This is a genomic window from Amycolatopsis acidiphila (assembly GCF_021391495.1).
GTDB classification, from domain to species: domain Bacteria; phylum Actinomycetota; class Actinomycetes; order Mycobacteriales; family Pseudonocardiaceae; genus Amycolatopsis_E; species Amycolatopsis_E acidiphila.
The window spans coordinates 4681817-4698371 of the sequence record NZ_CP090063.1; the positions used below are offsets into that span (position 1 = coordinate 4681817).

19 protein-coding genes and 1 pseudogene are annotated in these 16555 nt (G+C 73.1%); 11 read left to right on the forward strand and 9 right to left on the reverse strand.

Features of this window, described 5'->3' with window-relative positions:
* Position 1 precedes the first annotated feature (1 nt).
* Genes LWP59_RS22845 through LWP59_RS22855 form a run of 3 tightly spaced genes read left to right on the forward strand, consistent with a single transcriptional unit; the run spans position 2 to position 2837 of the window.
* The gene (locus LWP59_RS22845; protein WP_144641142.1) at positions 2 to 1264 is read left to right on the forward strand and encodes a sensor histidine kinase; all 1263 of its coding nucleotides are present in this window, start codon (positions 2 to 4) and stop codon (positions 1262 to 1264) included.
* 35 nt (positions 1265 to 1299) lie between these two features.
* Entirely contained in the window at positions 1300 to 1944 is a 645-nt protein-coding gene (locus LWP59_RS22850; RefSeq protein ID WP_144641145.1) for a DedA family protein, read from the forward strand.
* Positions 1945 to 1946: 2 nt separating this feature from the next.
* A complete protein-coding gene (locus LWP59_RS22855) occupies positions 1947 to 2837 on the forward strand; it encodes an undecaprenyl-diphosphate phosphatase (protein ID WP_144641301.1) in 891 nt (296 codons plus the stop codon).
* A 7-nt stretch (positions 2838 to 2844) separates the two neighbouring features.
* Here the strand turns inward: LWP59_RS22855 and LWP59_RS22860 are convergent.
* Both LWP59_RS22860 and LWP59_RS22865 read right to left on the reverse strand, forming a co-directional pair.
* A pseudogene (locus LWP59_RS22860) lies at positions 2845 to 3411 on the reverse strand (LLM class flavin-dependent oxidoreductase); the annotation flags it as partial.
* 173 nt (positions 3412 to 3584) lie between these two features.
* Entirely contained in the window at positions 3585 to 4646 is a 1062-nt protein-coding gene (locus LWP59_RS22865; RefSeq protein WP_186383334.1) for an aminotransferase class I/II-fold pyridoxal phosphate-dependent enzyme, read from the reverse strand.
* A 200-nt stretch (positions 4647 to 4846) separates the two neighbouring features.
* Between LWP59_RS22865 and LWP59_RS22870 the strand changes: the two genes are divergently transcribed.
* Positions 4847 to 5209 (forward strand): YciI family protein, encoded by a 363-nt coding sequence (locus LWP59_RS22870; RefSeq protein WP_144641151.1) that lies wholly within the window; start codon positions 4847 to 4849, stop codon positions 5207 to 5209.
* A 19-nt stretch (positions 5210 to 5228) separates the two neighbouring features.
* On the opposite strand, the gene LWP59_RS22875 is transcribed toward LWP59_RS22870, so the two are convergent.
* Positions 5229 to 5603: a hypothetical protein gene (locus LWP59_RS22875; protein WP_144641154.1), complete on the reverse strand. Its 375-nt coding sequence runs from the start codon at positions 5601 to 5603 to the stop codon at positions 5229 to 5231.
* A gap of 126 nt (positions 5604 to 5729) precedes the next feature.
* Here LWP59_RS22875 and LWP59_RS22880 point away from each other — a divergent pair, with 126 nt between their 5' ends.
* Positions 5730 to 6200 carry an SRPBCC family protein gene (locus tag LWP59_RS22880; protein WP_144641156.1) on the forward strand — a complete coding sequence of 157 codons (471 nt, stop codon included), beginning with the start codon at positions 5730 to 5732 and terminating at the stop codon, positions 6198 to 6200.
* A 17-nt stretch (positions 6201 to 6217) separates the two neighbouring features.
* Here the strand turns inward: LWP59_RS22880 and LWP59_RS22885 are convergent, their stop codons facing one another.
* Positions 6218 to 8947, reverse strand: coding sequence for an AfsR/SARP family transcriptional regulator (locus tag LWP59_RS22885; protein WP_186383335.1), 2730 nt, complete (start codon positions 8945 to 8947; stop codon positions 6218 to 6220).
* A 69-nt stretch (positions 8948 to 9016) separates the two neighbouring features.
* Here LWP59_RS22885 and LWP59_RS22890 point away from each other — a divergent pair, with 69 nt between their 5' ends.
* Genes LWP59_RS22890 through LWP59_RS22900 form a run of 3 tightly spaced genes read left to right on the forward strand, consistent with a single transcriptional unit; the run spans position 9017 to position 11470 of the window.
* Positions 9017 to 10267, forward strand: coding sequence for a hypothetical protein (locus tag LWP59_RS22890; protein ID WP_186383336.1), 1251 nt, complete (start codon positions 9017 to 9019; stop codon positions 10265 to 10267).
* Between the two features lie 11 nt (positions 10268 to 10278).
* Positions 10279 to 10455 carry a hypothetical protein gene (locus tag LWP59_RS22895; protein WP_186383337.1) on the forward strand — a complete coding sequence of 59 codons (177 nt, stop codon included), beginning with the start codon at positions 10279 to 10281 and terminating at the stop codon, positions 10453 to 10455.
* 22 nt (positions 10456 to 10477) lie between these two features.
* Positions 10478 to 11470 carry an ABC transporter substrate-binding protein gene (locus LWP59_RS22900; protein ID WP_186383338.1) on the forward strand — a complete coding sequence of 331 codons (993 nt, stop codon included), beginning with the start codon at positions 10478 to 10480 and terminating at the stop codon, positions 11468 to 11470.
* 225 nt (positions 11471 to 11695) lie between these two features.
* Here LWP59_RS22900 and LWP59_RS22905 read toward each other — a convergent pair whose 3' ends face one another.
* Positions 11696 to 12001 (reverse strand): Rossmann-fold NAD(P)-binding domain-containing protein, encoded by a 306-nt coding sequence (locus LWP59_RS22905; RefSeq protein WP_144641167.1) that lies wholly within the window; start codon positions 11999 to 12001, stop codon positions 11696 to 11698.
* An 82-nt stretch (positions 12002 to 12083) separates the two neighbouring features.
* Positions 12084 to 13232: a serine hydrolase domain-containing protein gene (locus tag LWP59_RS22910; RefSeq protein ID WP_144641170.1), complete on the reverse strand. Its 1149-nt coding sequence runs from the start codon at positions 13230 to 13232 to the stop codon at positions 12084 to 12086.
* Positions 13233 to 13378: 146 nt separating this feature from the next.
* On the opposite strand from LWP59_RS22910, the gene LWP59_RS22915 reads away from it, so the two are divergent.
* Positions 13379 to 13804: an SRPBCC family protein gene (locus LWP59_RS22915; RefSeq protein ID WP_144641173.1), complete on the forward strand. Its 426-nt coding sequence runs from the start codon at positions 13379 to 13381 to the stop codon at positions 13802 to 13804.
* Between the two features lie 120 nt (positions 13805 to 13924).
* A complete protein-coding gene (locus LWP59_RS22920) occupies positions 13925 to 14665 on the forward strand; it encodes an ANTAR domain-containing protein (RefSeq protein ID WP_144641176.1) in 741 nt (246 codons plus the stop codon).
* 5 nt (positions 14666 to 14670) lie between these two features.
* Here the strand turns inward: LWP59_RS22920 and LWP59_RS22925 are convergent, their stop codons facing one another.
* Positions 14671 to 15063 (reverse strand): hypothetical protein, encoded by a 393-nt coding sequence (locus LWP59_RS22925; protein ID WP_144641179.1) that lies wholly within the window; start codon positions 15061 to 15063, stop codon positions 14671 to 14673.
* A gap of 122 nt (positions 15064 to 15185) precedes the next feature.
* Positions 15186 to 15470, reverse strand: coding sequence for a hypothetical protein (locus LWP59_RS22930; protein ID WP_144641182.1), 285 nt, complete (start codon positions 15468 to 15470; stop codon positions 15186 to 15188).
* 97 nt (positions 15471 to 15567) lie between these two features.
* Between LWP59_RS22930 and LWP59_RS22935 the strand changes: the two genes are divergently transcribed.
* The gene (locus LWP59_RS22935; protein WP_144641185.1) at positions 15568 to 16239 is read left to right on the forward strand and encodes a PASTA domain-containing protein; all 672 of its coding nucleotides are present in this window, start codon (positions 15568 to 15570) and stop codon (positions 16237 to 16239) included.
* 86 nt (positions 16240 to 16325) lie between these two features.
* Here LWP59_RS22935 and LWP59_RS22940 read toward each other — a convergent pair whose 3' ends face one another.
* Positions 16326 to 16529, reverse strand: coding sequence for a VOC family protein (locus LWP59_RS22940; protein WP_144641188.1), 204 nt, complete (start codon positions 16527 to 16529; stop codon positions 16326 to 16328).
* Between the last annotated feature and the right edge of the window lie 26 nt (positions 16530 to 16555).

Here is a 16555-nt window from a genome sequence, read left to right on the forward strand (position 1 = left end):
GGTGCGCAAACGGATCGTCGCACTGACCGTGGCGGCCGCGGTGCTCGCCATCAGCCTGTTCGGGCTGCCGCTGGCCGCGGGCGTGGCGAAGTACTACCTCGACGACGAGCGCAACGAGCTCGAACGGGTCGCCGACGCCACCGCGCTGACCCTCGCCGACCAGCTCGCCGAAAACCGCGGGCGCCTTCCGCTGCCGGACACCGGCGTGAGCGTCTACGCCCCGGACGGGCGGCTGCTGGCGGGTTCCGGACCGGCGACCGCGGATTCCGTAGTGCAGCGGGCGTTCCGCGGCGAGCCGGCGCGCGCCGAGCCGGCGGGCGAACTCGCCTTCGCGGTCCCGGTCACCGACAACGGGGTGCTCGTCGGCGCGGTCCGCGCCGCGACCCCGCGCACCGAGCTGTACCTGCGCACCGGGGCGACCTGGCTGGTGATGGTCGGCCTGGCCGCCGCCGCGCTGGCCCTCACCTGGCTGGTGGCCCGCCGGATGGCCGCCCGCCTCGCGCATCCCCTCGAACAGCTCGCCGTCGCCGCCCGCAGGCTCGGCGAAGGCGACTTCACCGTGCGGGCGCCACCCGCCGGCGTGCCCGAGATCGACTCGGTGGGCTCGACGCTGGACACCACCGCGGGCCGGATCGGGGACATGCTCGATCGCGAGCGCGCCTTCTCCGCCAACGCCTCGCACCAGCTGCGCACCCCGCTCGCCGGGCTGCGCCTGCAGCTCGAAGCCGCCCTCGACTCCCCCGGCGCCGACCTGCACGCTGCCGTCGCCGACGGCATCGCCACCGCCGACCGGCTCGAGCGCACGATCGACGACCTGCTCACGCTCGCCCGCGGCACCGGCGCGAGCCCCGGCGCCGGCGCCGACCTCGACGGCCTGCTCGGCGAGGTCGTCGACGGCTGGCGCGGCCTGCTCGCGGGACAGGGCCGGGAGCTGCGGGTGACCGCGGACGGCGCGCCGTCGCCGCGCGCGGCGGAGGCCGCCGTCCGGCAGATCCTCGCCGTCCTGCTGGACAACGCGCTCATCCACGGCCGCGGCACGGTCACCGTCACCGCCCGTGACGCGGGTGACGTCCTGGCGATCGACGTCTCCGACGAGGGACCGGGCATCGCCGAGGGCACGGACGTGTTCCGCCGCCGTGCGACCGGGTCGGGCAAGGGAATCGGGCTCGCGCTCGCGCGCAGTCTCGCCGAGGCGGAAGGGGGCAGGCTGTGGCTGTCCCGGCCCGCGCCGCCGACCTTCACCCTGCTGCTCCCGACCGTTTAGCCATCCGTTAACCCGGCCTCGGTGACACTGCGGACGTGCACACTCTCGCTCTCAACGTGCTCGACCCGCACAGCCTGCTGGCCACCTTCGGCCCGCTCGGCGTCGCGGTCGTGCTCTTCGCCGAAACCGGCCTGCTGATCGGGTTCTTCCTGCCCGGCGACTCGCTGTTGTTCACCGCCGGACTGCTGTGCGCCACCAGCGCCGGCACCACCCTGCACCTGTCCCTGCCCTGGGTGCTCGTCGCCGCCGCGGTGGGCGCGCTGCTCGGCGCCCAGGCCGGATACCTCATCGGACGCAAAGCCGGCCCCGCGCTGCTGGACCGCCCCGACCGTCCCCGCCTGCACGCCGCCACGCAGCGGGCCCGCGAGGCGCTGGAGAACTACGGCGTCGGCAAGGCCGTCGTCCTCGCCCGGTTCATCCCGCTGGTGCGCACCGTGCTCAACCCGCTCGCCGGCGCGCTCGGCGTGCCGACGAAGGCGTTCACCCTCTGGCAGGTGTTCGGCGGTCTGGTGTGGTCGCTCGGCGTCACCCTCGCCGGATACCTGCTCGGCAGCCAGATCCCCAGCATCGACACCTACCTGCTGCCGATCATCGCGGTGATCGTGCTGCTGTCGCTCATCCCGGTGGCCCGCGAACTGCTGCGCGCCCGCCGCCAGGGCAAAGGAACCCCCCGACCGTGAGCCTGACCTACCTCGAAGCCATCGTCGTGGGCGCCTTCCAGGGCGTCACCGAACTGTTCCCCGTCTCCAGCCTCGGGCACAGCGTGCTCATCCCCGCCCTCGTCGGCGGCCGCTGGGCCCACGACCTCGACGTGTCCTCAGCCGAATCGCCCTACCTCGCGTTCATCGTCGGGCTGCACGTGGCCACCGCCGCCGCACTGCTGGTGTTCTTCTGGCGCGACTGGGTCCGGATCATCGGCGGGTTCTTCACCTCGATCCGCCACCGCCGCATCCAGACCCCGGCCGAGCGGCTGGCGTGGCTGATCATCCTGGCCACCATCCCCGTCGGGATCTCCGGCCTGCTGCTGGAACACCTCTTCCGCACCGTGCTCGGCAAGCCGATCCCCGCCGCGAGCTTCCTGATCGCCAACGGCCTCGTGCTCTACGTCGGCGAACGACTGCGCCGTAAAGCCTCGGACCCCGCACCGGCGAGCGGCGGTGGGGCCACGACCGTCGCGTCCGACGTCCGGCTCTCCCGCCTCACGTTCGGCCGCGGCGTGCTCATCGGCTCGGCGCAGATCCTCGCCCTGCTGCCGGGCATCAGCCGGTCCGGGGTGACGATGGTCGCCGGCCTGCTGCGCGGACTGTCCCATGAGGACGCCGCCCGGTTCTCGTTCCTGCTCGCCACCCCGGTCATCCTCGCCGCCGGCGCGCTGAAGATCCCCGACCTCACCGGCCCGCTCGGCATCGGCATCCACGGCCCGATCCTCGCCGGCAGCGTCGCGTCGTTCGTCAGCGCCTACCTCGCCGTCCGGTTCCTCACCCGCTACTTCCACACCCGCACGCTCACCCCGTTCGCGATCTACTGCGTCGCCGCGGGAGGGGCGAGTCTGCTCTGGCTCACCCTCGCCTGAGCGGACCTCAGGACCAGACCGTCGAGGGGAACTCCCGCCGCACCACCGGCATCACCTCGGCCGCGAACAGCTCCAGCACCTCGCGACCCTCGTCCGCGCCGAGCCCGTCCACCGAGACCGCCTGGATCTCGTGGCCGAACGAGGTGTGGTAGTCGCCGATCTTGTCGATCACCTGCTGCGGGCTGCCCACGAGCGCCGAGCCACCGGCGATCTTCTCCTCCAGCGTGCCGAACTCGGACTTGTTGTGCTGGTACGCGGGTGTCTTCGTGAGCGCCTCGAAGTGCGGGCGGAACCCGTCGATCGCGGCCTGCGAGGTCTTCGCGACGTACAGCCCGCCCGCGCCGGAACCGACGAGCGCGTCGGCGGGATCCCGTCCGTGGTCCACCCACCGCTGCCGGTAGTGCTCGATCAGGTCGGCGTACTTCTTCTTGGGGTGGAAGCCGTTCGCGGTGAACAGCGGGTCGCCCCACTTCGCCGCCGGCTCCGTCGAGGCGGTGCTCGACGCTCTGCCGTGCCAGATCCGGGGTCTGGCGCCGAACGGCCGCGGTTGCGTGGTCACGTCCTGCAGCGGCGGGCGGAACCGGCCGACGCGGCGGCGAGGGGCAGGATCAGGGCAGTCGCTCTGGAAGGCACGTCGTCACGCTAAACAGCGAACCCGTTTCCCGGCAGCCTTCCCAGATCCTTGAAGCGAGTCCACAGTGGACCGTCCAGGATCCGGGAAGGGCTGGTGCCCGCCGGAGGCCGGTACTACCCTCCGGCGGCGGCGATCAGCCCGGCCACCGCGAACGTCCGCGCGGCGTCGTCGGGCAGGCCGCCGACCGTGACGTGCAGATGCCCGGCGGCGGCCGGTCTGGAGTGGCAGTGGCTGCCCGGTGCCACCGAGACCCCGTGCGCGGCCAGGCTCATCAGCGCGCGGGTCTCGTCGGCGACCGGCACCCACAACCCGAGCCCGTCCCCCGGAACGGCGCCGACGCCTTCGGCCCGCAATGCCCGGGCGAGCGCCTCCCGCCGCGCGGCGTAGCGGGCCCGGGCCTGGCGCAGCAGCGCGTCCGCGTCCGGGTCGTCGATGAGGAAGGCCTGGGCGTCCTGGAGCACCCGGCCGGACCACGCCGTGCCGAGGCTGCGGATGCGCCGGACCCGCTCCACCAGTTCCGCGGGCCCGGCCACGACGCAGCTGCGCAGCTCCGGCCCGTAGGCCCGGCAGTAGGACCGCACGTGCAGCACGCGCTCGGGAAGGCGGGTCCCGAGGCTCACCGGCGCTGCGGCCGCGAGGGGCCCGAGCCCGTCGTACTCCAGCACGGCCGTGCCGTCGTCGGCGAGAACCCGGGCGAGCACGGCGATCCGGCGCGCGGAGACCGTCAGGCCGGTGGGCACCGAAGCACGCGGTTGCAGGACGAACAGGGCCGGGCGGCGGGTCAGCACGTGGGCGAGCGACGCGGGTTCGGGCCCTTCGTCGTCGCACGCCACGGGGACGATCCGGGCGCGGGCGGCGCGCACCGTCCGCAGCAGCAACGGGTCCGCGGGTTCGGCCACCGCGACGACGTCCCCGGCGCGGACCAGTGCCTGGCAGGCCAGGGCGACGCCGTCGTCGCCGCTGCCCGCGACCGTCCAGTCCCGCGCCGGATACGGCCATGTCGGGCGGACCGCGGCCAGCAGGCGCGGGGTGATCCCGTCCCGTCCGGAACCAGCCCGCCACGCGGCACGGGCCGCCGCGGCGACGGCGTCCTCCAGCGGCGGCAGCAGCGCCGCGTCCGGCAGCCCTTGTTCGAGGTCGATCGACGCCGAGGCGACCTTCGCGGCCGTGTCCACTCCGGACTCCCTCCACCCGCTTGGCGCCTGCCACGGTAACGAAGCGCGATCACGGCGGGTGGTCTTCTCACTACCTGAGAGCGACGGGAAGAATTTCCCGGTAGAACGTGTCGAAACGCCGTCTCCTCGTTCGACGCGGGAGTGACGGCTGGTCAACGCGTCCGGACTGACCGGACCCCGGCCCGCGACAGGGAGCGACGATGCGGTTTCTGATGATGCACCGGCTTGACGAGAGCCTGCCCGAGGCGTGGAACCCGAGCCAGGAGTTCATCGCGAAGATGGGCGCGTTCATCCAGGACTGGACCGAGCGCGGGATCCTGATCACCGCCGAGGGCGTCCACCCGTCGGAGAAGGGGGCGCTGGTCCGCAAGAACCGCGGTGCGGCGCCCACCACGACCGACGGGCCGTTCACCGAGGCCAAGGAGATCATCGGTGGCTTCGCGCTGATCAACGCCAAGGACAAGGCACAGGCCGTCGAGTACGCGCGGCAGTACGTCGAGCTGTTCGACGAGGTCGAGGTCGAGGTGCGCCAGGTCGTCGAGTTCGACGAGCTGCCGGGCTGAGGGCAGGCGGGCCGGTGCGTCAGTCAGGTGCGCGGACCGGCCCCGCCCGGTGCAGCCGGACCAGGGCGGCCACGACCAGGGTGGCGAGCGCGATCGCGGCCAGTATCGCGGCCGATCCCGCCGCCGCGGGCGTGGCGACCAGGTCGCCGTAGCGGCCGAGGACGAACCCGTCGTGCAGGCACCAGCACACCGACGCCGTGCCCAGCGCGGCCGCCGGGGTGGTGAGCGCGGCGACCCCGGCCACCGTCACGGACAGGGCCGCCACCGACCAGTCCGGGCAGCCGGTCACCCCGGCCCCGACGGCAAAGAGTGTGACGACACTTCCGGTCGCCAGTCCGAGCGGGAACCCGAACCCGCCGGGCACCGGCGGCGACGGGCGGCGTGAGCTGCGCATACCTCGATTGCATCGCGCAGTCGGCGTGGTGCGCCGGTCCCTGCCGCGAACGCTGCGCGCGGGGCGCCGTTCTTGACGTCGCCTTGACGGGCCGCCGCGCCGTCACCGACCGCCTAAGGTGGCCGCATGTATTCGACGCGGGTGAGCAGGCGGGTGCGGGCGCCGCGGGCGGTCGTCTACCGGGCGCTGGTGGACGCGGACGCGATCGCGCGGTGGCGGGTGCCGGACGGCATGACCAGCCAGGTGCACGAGTTCGAGGCGCGCGAAGGAGGGCGGTTCCGGGTGTCGCTGAGCTACGACGCGCCGGACCGCGCAGGCAAGACGGCCTCGCACACCGACACCTACCACGGCCATTTCGCGAAGCTGGTGCCCGACGAGCAGGTGGTCGAGGTGTTCGAGTTCGAGGCGGACGATCCCGCACTCGGCGGCGAGATGACCATGACGACCACGCTCGCCGACGCGCCCGGCGGCGGCACCGAGGTCCTGATCGTGCACGACGGGATCCCCGAGAGCGTGCCCCCGGCCGACAACGAGACGGGCACCCGGATGGCACTGGACAACCTCGCCGCGCTCGTCGAAGGCGGGCACGGGGGCTGAGCTGCCGCCCGGGGTCGCTACGGAGAGGTCTGGGCCAGCCGCGCCCGCAACGCGTCCGCCTGCGGATCGCCCAGGCCGGTGAGGATTTCCAGTGCCTCGCCCAGGCACCGCCGCACCTGCGCGCCGTCGAGCAGGTCGGCGACGCGGACGAGCAGCCGCGCGACACCCCAGTCGTCCGCCCGCTCCCGGCTCAGCGAAAGCGCTTCCCGGTAGTACCCGAGCGCGCGGTCCCGCTCGCCGAGGTCGCGGTGCAGATCCCCCAGACTGCACAGGGTGAACCGCTGCGCGTCGGGGTCGCCCGCCCGCCGCTGCAGGGCCAGTGCCTGGCGCAGGCAGTCGTGCGCGGCGGCGAGCTCGTGGCGCTGACGGTGGGCGTCCCCGAGGTTGTTCAGGCTGATGCCCTCACCTCGCTCGTCCCCGAGCGTGCGGAAGATCTCCAGCGCGGCGCGATGGCATTCGGCCGCCTCGGCGAACCGGTGGACGTCGCTGTGCACCACCCCGAGGTTGTTCAGGTTCCACGCCTGGGCCTGCGGCGCCACCACCCCTTCGAACAGGGCCGCGGCCGCGCGGTGGTGTTCGAGCGCTTCGGGGAACCGCCGCAGGTCGCTGCAGGCCACCCCGAGCCCGCTGCGGATCGTCGCCTCGCCAAGGCGTTCCGTCCCGGCGACGGCGCCGAGCGCGGCGTGGTGGGTGGCGAGCCAGTCGTCCCAGTGCTTGCTGAGGTAGAAGTAGCCGAGCAGGCTCGCGGCCAGCCGCCACCCGAGCGCGGGCTCACGTTCCGCCGCGACGCGCACGGCGGCGACCAGGTTGGCCCGCTCGGCGTGGCACCACGCCAGCGCCTCGTCGCGGCCGGCGAAGGCGGGCACGTGCGGCGGCCGCTCGATGGGGTCGAGCGGCGCGCGCCGGGCCCGGGGGTCGAGCGCGTGCGTCGCCGCCGCCGCGGTGTGCAGGTACCAGCTCAGCAGCCGCCGGACCGCCGCGTCGTCGTCCGCCTTCTCCCGGGCGAAGGCCCGCAGCAGGTCGTGCTGCCGGTACCGGCCCGGCACGACCTGCTGCACGAGATGTTCGTCCAGCAGGTGTTCCAGCCACACTTCCGCCTCGTCCGGGGACGACCCGGCCAGCGCGGCGGCCGCCCACGCGGTGCTGTCGTCACCGGGATGCAGGCCCAGCAACCGGAACATCCGCCGCGGGCCCGGTTCGAGCCCCCGGTAGGACAGCTCGAAGCTCGCCCGCACGGCCCTGTTCCGCCCGGCGAGCTCGTCCAGCCGCCGGGTGTCCGCGGCGAGCCGGTCCGCGAGCGTGCCCACCATCCACAGTGGACGCGCACGGAGCCGGCGGGCGGCGAGGGTGAGGGCGATCGGCAGCCGTCCGCACAGATCCACCACCCGCGCCGACTGCCGGGGTTCGGCCTCGACCCGGTCGGCGCCCGCGATCCGGCCCAGCAGGGCGAGCGCCTCGGCCGGGCGGAGCACGTCCAGGGGCAGCGACTGCGCGCCGTCGAGGTCGGCCAGTGCCCGCCGGCTGGTCACCAGCACGAGGCAGGCCGCGGTGCCCCCCGGCACCAGTGGCCGCACCTGCTCCTCGTCCGCGGCGTTGTCCAGCAGCACCAGCACCCGCCTGCCCGCGAGCCGGTCGCGGTAGAGCGCCGCGCGCTGCTCGAGCGCCGGCGGGACCCGGTCGCGCGAAACGCCGAGCAGCTCCAGGAAGTCCGCCAGCACCTCGCCGGGATCGGCAGGCGCGGCGACCGGGTCGAACCCGCGGAGATCGGCCCACAGCTGGATCTCGGCGAACCGGCCGGCCCGCACCAGCCGGTGTGCGGCGTGCACCGCGAACCGGGTCTTGCCGACCCCGGCCATGCCCTCGACGACGGTGATGACGACCGCCGCTTCGCCCGCGGCGTCGAGCTGTGCCCGCAACGTCGCGAACTCGTCCTCCCGGCCGGTGAACTCCGCGATGTCCGGCGGAAGCTGGTGATGCGCACCCGCGCGCGCCCGCGTCCCTTCGTGCAGCAGCGGGTCCGCGGCGAGAACCCGTTCCTGCATCCGGCGCAGCCGCGGCCCCGGCTCGACACCGATCTCGTGCACCAGCCTGCGCCTCGCCTCCGCGAACACCGCGAGGGCGTCGGCCTGCCGGCCGCCCCGGTAGAGCGCGAGCATCAGCAACGCCCACAGCTCCTCCGCCAGCGGGTACGCCACCGTCAGCGGCCGCAGCTGCGACACCGCCTCGTCGTGGCGGCCCAGTTCGAGCTTCGCCCGCACGCTCTGCTCGGTGACCGCGACCCGCAACTGGCCGAGGCGGTCGGCCTCGGCGCGCAGCGTCAGGGTCTCCGCCGCCCCCGACAGCGGCGCGCCCCGCCACAGCCGCGCGGCACGGTCGAAGCAGTCCACGGCCGTCGCGGCGTCCCCCGCTGCCAGCGACTGCTTCGCCTGCTCGACGTGCCCGGAGAACACCTCCAGGTCCAGCTCCCCCGGCTCGAGGACCAGCTGGTACCCGGCGTGGGTGGTCAGCAGGCGCGACCCGCTGCTCGTCCGCAGCAGCCGCCGCAGCCGCGCGACATAGGTGCGCAGGTTCGACCCGGCCGCGTCCGGCGGCTCGTCCCAGACGGCGGCGGACAGCTCCCCGAGGCTCAGCGGACTGTTGGCGCGCAACAACAACGCGGCCAACACGGCCCGCTGCCGGGGACCGCCGAGCTCGACGGGGCCGTCGTCGCCGCGGGCTTCCAGGGGACCCAGCACCCGGAACTCCATGCGCCCACCTAACCGTGCCTGTGCGCGCCGTGTGCACCGGGTGTGCGCACCTTCGCCCACCCTGTCCCGATGAGTGACAAGTCGACCGGGTTCAAGGTCGCCCCCAAGGACGTCGAGGGGATGGGCGGCCTGCTGGACGAGCAGGCCGATCATTTCACCGACCTGGCCACCTACGCCAGGACGACCTGCGGCGACACCAACGGCATGACCAACCTGATGAGCCTGCTGGCGGGCAAGGCCGAGGAGCTGGCCGGGTGGTGCGCGTGGAAGCTGCGCACCTGCCAGGCCAGGATGGAGGTGACGGTCGCGAGCCTGCAGAAGGCCGGGAAGCTGTACGAGAAGAACGACGCGCAGTCGAAGGAAGAGCTGCTGTACCTGTTCGGGCAGCCGCTGGGCGGGGTGAACTACCCGGAGCTGACCCACAACGACGCCGCCTTCGTGCGCGGCAGGAGCTACCACGCCGACGACGAGTGGGAGAAGCCCGCGCAGCCCTCCGGCGCGGACCCGGGGCTGCAGAAGCTGATCGACGACCGCCGGTACGGCCTGGTCTCGCAGTGCGAGGACATCTGGGCGCTCAACCATCCCGACCAGACCCTCGTGCAGAAGCTGATCGTGCCCATCACCGGCGACTACTCGCGGCTCTACTGGTTCTTCGAGGCCTACCGCGACATCGGCAACAGCACCTACAGCGTCGCGGAGAACCTGCGCCGCGGCACCCTGCGGATCGGCTCGCAGTGGGACGGCCCCGCCGCGGCGAACTTCGAGTACCACATGTTCGAGTGGCATCAGGGCACCGGCGGGCTCGCCGACCTGTTCGAGATGTGCTCGCTGACGTTCAACTGGATCTACGAACAGGTCATGAAGCTGGTCAACAAGATCCTCGACGGCGCGCAGGACCTGATCGACAGGTACTTCCCGCGCGTGCGCGAGATCCTGGACCGCAATCCCGGCTCCTACGACACGATCAACTGCGCGCCACGCACCTCCTCCGGCGTCGCGATCGTGCCCGACGGCGTGATGAGCGACGACGACATGAAGCTGTTCATGAAACGGATGCACGAGGCGGCGCAGTTCGTCGAAAAGGTGCGCAAGGGCATCGACGAGGTGCGGTCCGCCTACGAGGAGGCCGTGCGGCGGATCGGGCAGATCTGGACGGCACTGGGCGCCGCGAGCAAGGACCCGGTGGGCTACATCGGCGACACGATCTACCAGAAGGGGCAGAACCGCGCCATCGGTTTCGAACGCGCCGGTGGCAAGTTCGACCCGAACAAGTGGAACCCCGCCGCCGGCGTGTGGCGCGCGACGCTGCTGCCGTCCTGAAAGGACTTCCGATGCCGCGACGGATCCTGCTCGACTTCGGCCAGTTGCTCTACTATGCCGAACAGGGCTACGACTGGGACCAGGTCGAGGACCGGGTGCTGCGCGCCGAAGCGGTTCCGCCGCCCCCGGAGCCGGAGCCGGACGACGAGCCTCTGTTCGAGGACGTCGACTGGCTCCGCCGCCGATGACCGTACTTCGAGGAGTGTGGCGATGAGTCCGACGCGCCGGAGTTTCCTGTGCGGGGCCGGGGGTTCGCTCGCCCTGTCGCTGACCGGATGCTCGGCACTCAACGGCAACCGGCAGGCGGCCCCCGGGCCGGCCGGGCCGGGCGGGCCGGAGAAGAACGAGGTCGGCATGGGGTTGCTGGCCAGCCAGTCCAGTGCCGCGGCGAAGATCGCGGAGAAGGACGGCTACTTCGCGGCGCAGGGACTCACCGTCCGGATGAAGGTGTTCGCCTCGGGGCCGACCGCGTTCCCGGCGCTGCTCAACGGGGAGCTCGACTTCGTGGTGACCAACTACGTGTCGTTCTTCCAGGCGGTCGCGCAGCGGACGCTGGCGGCGAAGATCATCGCGAACGGCAACGCGGCCACGGAGAACTCGACCGTGGTGATGGCCGCGCCGGACGCCGGGATAGCGGCGCCGCGGGACCTGGTGGGCAAGAAGGTGGGCATCCAGCAGAGCGGTTCGGTGGCGGAGCTGTTGCTGCGCGCCACGCTGCAGGACCACGGGGTGGACCAGAACTCAGTGCGGTACCTGCCGATCAAGTTCACCGACGCGGCCGCGGCCATCGCGAGCAAGCAGATCGACGCCGCGGTGGAGATCGAGCCGTTCCTCACCCAGGCGGCCCGCACGCAGCACCTGGTGCCCGTGCTGTCGCTGGGCGCCGGGCCGACGGCGGACATGCCGCTCGCCGGGTGCATCGCGCTCGACAGCTTCATCCACGACCACCCGAAGACGGTGACCGCGATGCAGAAGGCGCTCGACCAGGGCCAGGCGGCGGCCGCGGACCGGGCGAAGCTGGTCGAGGTGCTGCCGGAGCTGACGGGCGTCGACGCGCAGACCGTGCGGCTGCTGGCGATGGACCACTACCCGACGACGCTCAGCGCGCCCGACCTCCAGCGGGCGATCACGCTGATGCAGACCTACGCCGGGCAGGCGGCGGGCCTGCGGGCCGAGACGCTGATCGTGCCGAGCCCCGCCTGAGGGTTCCCGCTCGGTGCCGGGTCACGCCTTCGCGGAACCACGCCCCGCGTTTTCGGCTCTCCTCGTAACGAGACGAGATGTCTCGTCTCGCAATCGAGGAGGAGCTCGGATGGCCGGGCGGGACACAGCGGGGGCGACGGGACCAACGCGGCCTTCGGCGGAACAGGCGGTTGAGGGAGCAACCACCGCGCCGGTCGTGCCCGTGCTCCTCCTCGGCGTCCTCAGCTACTCCGCCGCCCTCGCGCTGCTCGTGCCGGCGCTGCCGCACGCCACGCGGGTGCCGCACACCAGCACCGCCGGGGCGGAGGCCGCAGGGGTGACCAGCAGGCCCTCGCGGTGGTTGCGGTGGAAGCGTTCGCGCAGGTGCGGGATGGTCGCCTCGTCCTGCGAGCGGATCCACTCCTGCATCGCGGTGTCCACCGCGCCCGGGCGGTAGGCGTTCGCGCCGACCATGCCGCCCGGGTTCGCGACGATCCCGCTGGAGACGTTGACGACCGGTGACCAGTGCGGTCCTCTTCCCGAATCCCTCATGTCCAGTGCGCACGGACGGTTGGCGGCAGCGCGGCCGGAGGTCTCACCCCGGCGCGGGAGAAATCCCGCCTCACCCGTGGCGTCAGGAAGCGGTGGAGTACCGCCAGAAGTCCCGCATCCAGCCGGGCGCGACCGGGCTGTCCACGCCGACCTGGGTGAGCAGGATTGCGACGGTGCCGGTCGACGGGACGACGTGCGCGGACGTGCCGGTACCGCCGACCCAGCCGTAGCGCCCCGGCACGTTCCACGGGTCCAGCGGTGCGATGTCGACGGAGCCGCCCATGCCCCAGCCCTGCCCTTCGAGGAACAGCCTGCCGATCTCGCGGTGGGCGGGCCTGGTGTGGTCGGTCGTCATGAGGCGCACGGACCCGGCCGAGAGCACCCGGCGCCCATCGGGCGCGGTGCCTCCCGCGAGCAGCATCCGGCCGAACGCGAGCAGGTCGTCGGCGGTCCCGGCGAGCCCGCCGTTGCCCAGCGGGAGCGCCGGTTCGGTGCTCCACTGCCCGTCCGGGGCGTCGGCGAGGACGAGCCCGCCATCGGGCTTCGCCTTGTAGAAGCTGGTGAACCGCGGCCGCCGGGACTCCGGGACGACGAACCCGGAGTCGGCCATGCCCAGCGGCGCGAACACCCGCTCGGCGAGGAAGTCCGGGAACGACTGTCCGCACGCCCGCCCGACCAGGACCCCCTGCAGCGTGGAGCAGGTGTCGTAGAGCCAGCCCTCGCCGGGCTGGTACGCCAGCGGCACCTTCGCCAGCTCGGCCAGCCATTCGTCGGGGCCGGGGAAGGTCTGCGGCTCGCGGCCGTCCTTCTGCACCGGGAAGAGCCGCTGGACGGCGGGGAGCGAGAAGTCCGATGCGAAGCCGTATCCGGCGGTGGAGGTGAGCAGGTCGGCGACGGTGATCGGGCGGGCCGCCGGGACCACGTCGTCGACCGGCGCGTCGGGAGTGCGCACGACGGCCGGCGCGGCCAGCTCCGGCAGCCAGCGGGCGACCGGGTCGTCGAGGGCGACCTGGCCGTCCTCCACCAGCATCAGCACCGCCGCGGCCGTGACGCACTTGGTGATCGAGGCGATGCGGAAGATCGAGTCCCGGGCCATCGGGGCGGTTTCGCCGAGGCCGACCGAACCCACGGCCGCGACCTCGACCTCGTCGCCGCGGGCCACGAGCCCCACCGCGCCGGGCAGGGTGCCGTCGTCCACGTAACGGCCGAGCAGGGTGTGCAGGTCGGTCATCGGGTCCCCTCGTCCTGGGAAGTGCGGTCAGAAGGTGGACCACGGCCGTCACCGGAACTCACCGCCGGTATCGCGATGAGCCATCGCGGGCCGGGGAAGAGGGCTAGGCTCCCTCCCGGATGGGGTCCCCCGCGCGAGGAGACGGTATGCGGTACGAGACTTCGGTGCGCATCCACGCCCCCGCCGAACTGGTCTGGACCGTGTTGCGGGACGTCGCGGACTGGCCCGCGTGGACCAGCACGGTGGACGAGCTGCACCGGCTCGACGACGGGCCGCTGGCGGTGGGGAACAAGGCCAGGCTCAAGCAGCCGAAGATGAACACGCTGGTCTGGGAGGTCACCGAGCTCGAGCCGGACCGCTCCTTCGTCTGGCGCACCGGCGGGCCCGGCTACGGCGTCGTCGCCGGCCACTACGTCACCCCGGACGACGACAGCGGCAGCCGGGCCGTGCTCACCCTCGAGATGACCGGGCTGCTCGCTCCCCTGTTGGGACTGCTCACGGGGGCGCGCAGCCGCCGCTACGTCGACACGGAAGCGGCTTCCCTGAAACGACGCTGCGAGCAGCGGGCCTGACCGCGGAGTCCAAACCGGACACTCGCACGGGTTGCCGCCCGCCTGAGGCTCCCGCGCCCGCGGGAATACTTTGCGTCCCTTGTTGGTACCCAGCCGGTTAGACCGCAGGAGGTGGACCCCATGGACCGAGGGCAGCTCGGGCCGCTGGCCCGCGAACTCGCCGGGCTGACGCGCGCCCTGCTCGGCGCGGCCACGGTGGCCGAGGCACTCGCGCACGTCTCCGCGGCCACGGAGCGGTTGATCCCGGAAGCGGACCTGGTCAGCGTCAGCCTGCAGGACGAGGACGGGCGGCTGCACACCCCGGTGGGCGACCCCCCTTCGCTCGCCGAGGAGCTGGACCGGCTGCAGACCGAGTTCGGCGAGGGCCCCTGCTTCGACGCCGCGCTGCCGGCCGGTCCGGCCCGGGTGAGCAGCGCCGACCTCGCGCACGAGCCGGCGTGGCCGAAGTTCGGCCCCGCCGCGGCCGCGCACGGGTTCAGCTCGGTGCTGTCCACGGCGCTGCTGCCCGACCCGGAGGATCTCGGCACCAACCGCGGAGCCCTGAACGTCTACTCGAAGGGCCGGATCGGGCCCGAGGCGCCCGACACCGCGATGCTGCTGGCCGCACACGCAGCGCTGGCACTGGCGCACACGCGCGCTGTCACCTACGCCGAACTGGAGCGGACCCACCTGCGCAGGGCGATCGACAGCCGGGACGTGATCGGGCAGGCCAAGGGCATCCTGATGGCGCGGCGCGGGGTGAGCGCGGAGGAGGCCTTCGACATCCTCCGGCGCACCTCGCAGGACCTGAACGTCAAGCTGGCCGATCTCGCCCGGACCCTCGCCACCCGGCACGCCGAGCTCGACCTGCCGGGCGAGTGACCCGCCTACTCGCTGGTGAACTCGTCGCGGGCCCGGCGCGGCGCGGGCCGCGGCGGCTTCGGGCGCCGCAGTGACACGGTCACCACCTGCCCGACTCCCACGATCAGCCCGGCCAGCGCCAGGACGGCGCTGAGCAGGGCGACGACGACCAGTCCCGAGACGGCGGCCGCGACCGCGCCGCCGATGCCCAGCAGCACGACCGCTACCGTCACCGCGCGCAGCACTGTCGCCCGCCGCGAGCCTCTGCGGCGCTTTTCCACCGGCGCGGCAACACATTCGGCGGCCGGCGGGGACGGCGGCTCGGCGAACAGCCCGTGCAAGGCCGTGCAGACGGGTTCGGCGGACAGAACCCGTTCGAGGAGCGCGGTTTCACGTCGGCGGTGCGGGAAACTGACCATGGCTGCTCCACGGGAAGCACGAAGATCGGGCCTTGTGACTACCCCTTCGCCGCGACGGCAAAACGCTCGCCGGACCCGCCTCGCCCGAGGAAGCTGAAGAGATCCTCCGTCGCGACGGCCTGTCACGGACCCGCCGCCGGCGCGGCCCGCGAACGCGAAATGACGCCGATCTCGAGGTGCATCGACGACTCGGCCCGCGGGCAGGTATCGGCCGGACAGGGCATGCCGTCGGTGCCGACCTGTGCGACCGTGTGCCGGCCGCCCCCAGGGGCCGGTGGTCGGCGCACGTACAGGGTCAGCAGCCCGAGCAGCACCGGCGTCAGGGCCGCCGGCAGCCGGGCCGGCGTCGTCTCCACCTGGACGGTGACGCTGATGCGGCACCTGTGCTTGCGCCCGCGTTCGGTCATGACCTGCCTCCTTCCCGGGCCTCGCCCACGACAACGCCAGGCCGCAGGGCACTGCGACTCCCTGGACGGCGCGGGCGTGTCAGGCTAGCCTGACAGCATGGGTGAAGGTGTGGGCCCTTGGCGGGAGGGCCGGGAGGCGTGGGCACGGCTCGCGGGGTGGTCCGGCGCACCGCCGAGCCCGGCCGACGACAGCGCCCTGATCGCGCTCACCGACGTCGGGGTGGTGCGGCGGCTGCTCGACCAGGCCGAGTTCGAGGCGGTGCGCGCTGCCCGCGGACAGGGCAAGTCGTGGTCGGAGATCGCGATCAGGCTCGGGGTGACGCGCCAGTCGGCGTGGGAGCGGTGGCGGGACGTGGACGAGAGCCCGGCCCGCGACCCGGCGGGGGACGTCGCGACCGACCTCGTCCGCGGGGCCATCGAGGGCGCCCCGTCCGCGGTCGCACTGCGGCGGCGCCGGCGCTCGTCGGTGCAGGTCCCGAACGTGATCGGCCTGTCGTGGGACGACGCCCGCGCCTTGCTGCACCGCGAGGATCTGGTGCCGGTCGGGCCGGACCCGGACGGCCCGCCCCTGCCCACCCTGAGCGGGCCCGACGGCGTGGTCGTCGACCAGAGCCCGGAGTCCGGCGCGAAGGTGCCGCCGGGCTCGACGGTGAGGCTGTGGCTGGAACGCGGCGGCGGCTCCGGCGTGCGCGAGCCACGCCGCCCGAGGCCGGACCCGAAGTCGGGCCGCAAGATGCGGGACGAGGTCACCGACGAGACGGTGAACTGACCGCCTCGGCCTGCCATGCGGGCCGGATCGGTATTTTGCCGGATGCGTGCGTCCGCGGGAGCTGGTGATACTCGGCCCAGCCCGCGCTAGGAGCGTGATCGAGCCTTCGCGGACGCTCCCTGAGACTGCGCCGCGTAGCCGCGTTCCTGGATCGTCCAGGTGTTGCCGTCCGGGTCGGCGAACTCGGTGAAGCTGGCGTAGTCGCGCCGCCCGGGGTCGGTGCCGGATGCGTAGTCGCCTTGCCAGTCGGCGGAGGCCTTGTGCCGGATGGGCCCGAGTTCGGCCACCACGAGGTAGCTGTTCCGCGCCGACCCGG

What these genes read in the sequence shown, in the direction of transcription:
- LWP59_RS22900 (WP_186383338.1), top strand. Translation starts at nt 10,478, where the DNA reads ATGAGTCCGACGCGCCGGAGTTTCCTGTGCGGGGCCGGGGGTTCGCTC.
- LWP59_RS22870 (WP_144641151.1), top strand. Translation starts at nt 4,847, where the DNA reads ATGCGGTTTCTGATGATGCACCGGCTTGACGAGAGCCTGCCCGAGGCG.
- LWP59_RS22905 (WP_144641167.1), bottom strand. Translation starts at nt 12,001, where the DNA reads ATGAGGGATTCGGGAAGAGGACCGCACTGGTCACCGGTCGTCAACGTC.
- LWP59_RS22935 (WP_144641185.1), top strand. Translation starts at nt 15,568, where the DNA reads ATGGGTGAAGGTGTGGGCCCTTGGCGGGAGGGCCGGGAGGCGTGGGCA.
- LWP59_RS22885 (WP_186383335.1), bottom strand. Translation starts at nt 8,947, where the DNA reads ATGGAGTTCCGGGTGCTGGGTCCCCTGGAAGCCCGCGGCGACGACGGC.
- LWP59_RS22890 (WP_186383336.1), top strand. Translation starts at nt 9,017, where the DNA reads ATGAGTGACAAGTCGACCGGGTTCAAGGTCGCCCCCAAGGACGTCGAG.
- LWP59_RS22920 (WP_144641176.1), top strand. Translation starts at nt 13,925, where the DNA reads ATGGACCGAGGGCAGCTCGGGCCGCTGGCCCGCGAACTCGCCGGGCTG.
- LWP59_RS22910 (WP_144641170.1), bottom strand. Translation starts at nt 13,232, where the DNA reads ATGACCGACCTGCACACCCTGCTCGGCCGTTACGTGGACGACGGCACC.
- LWP59_RS22880 (WP_144641156.1), top strand. Translation starts at nt 5,730, where the DNA reads ATGTATTCGACGCGGGTGAGCAGGCGGGTGCGGGCGCCGCGGGCGGTC.
- LWP59_RS22915 (WP_144641173.1), top strand. Translation starts at nt 13,379, where the DNA reads ATGCGGTACGAGACTTCGGTGCGCATCCACGCCCCCGCCGAACTGGTC.
- LWP59_RS22925 (WP_144641179.1), bottom strand. Translation starts at nt 15,063, where the DNA reads ATGGTCAGTTTCCCGCACCGCCGACGTGAAACCGCGCTCCTCGAACGG.
- LWP59_RS22930 (WP_144641182.1), bottom strand. Translation starts at nt 15,470, where the DNA reads ATGACCGAACGCGGGCGCAAGCACAGGTGCCGCATCAGCGTCACCGTC.
- LWP59_RS22895 (WP_186383337.1), top strand. Translation starts at nt 10,279, where the DNA reads ATGCCGCGACGGATCCTGCTCGACTTCGGCCAGTTGCTCTACTATGCC.
- LWP59_RS22875 (WP_144641154.1), bottom strand. Translation starts at nt 5,603, where the DNA reads ATGCGCAGCTCACGCCGCCCGTCGCCGCCGGTGCCCGGCGGGTTCGGG.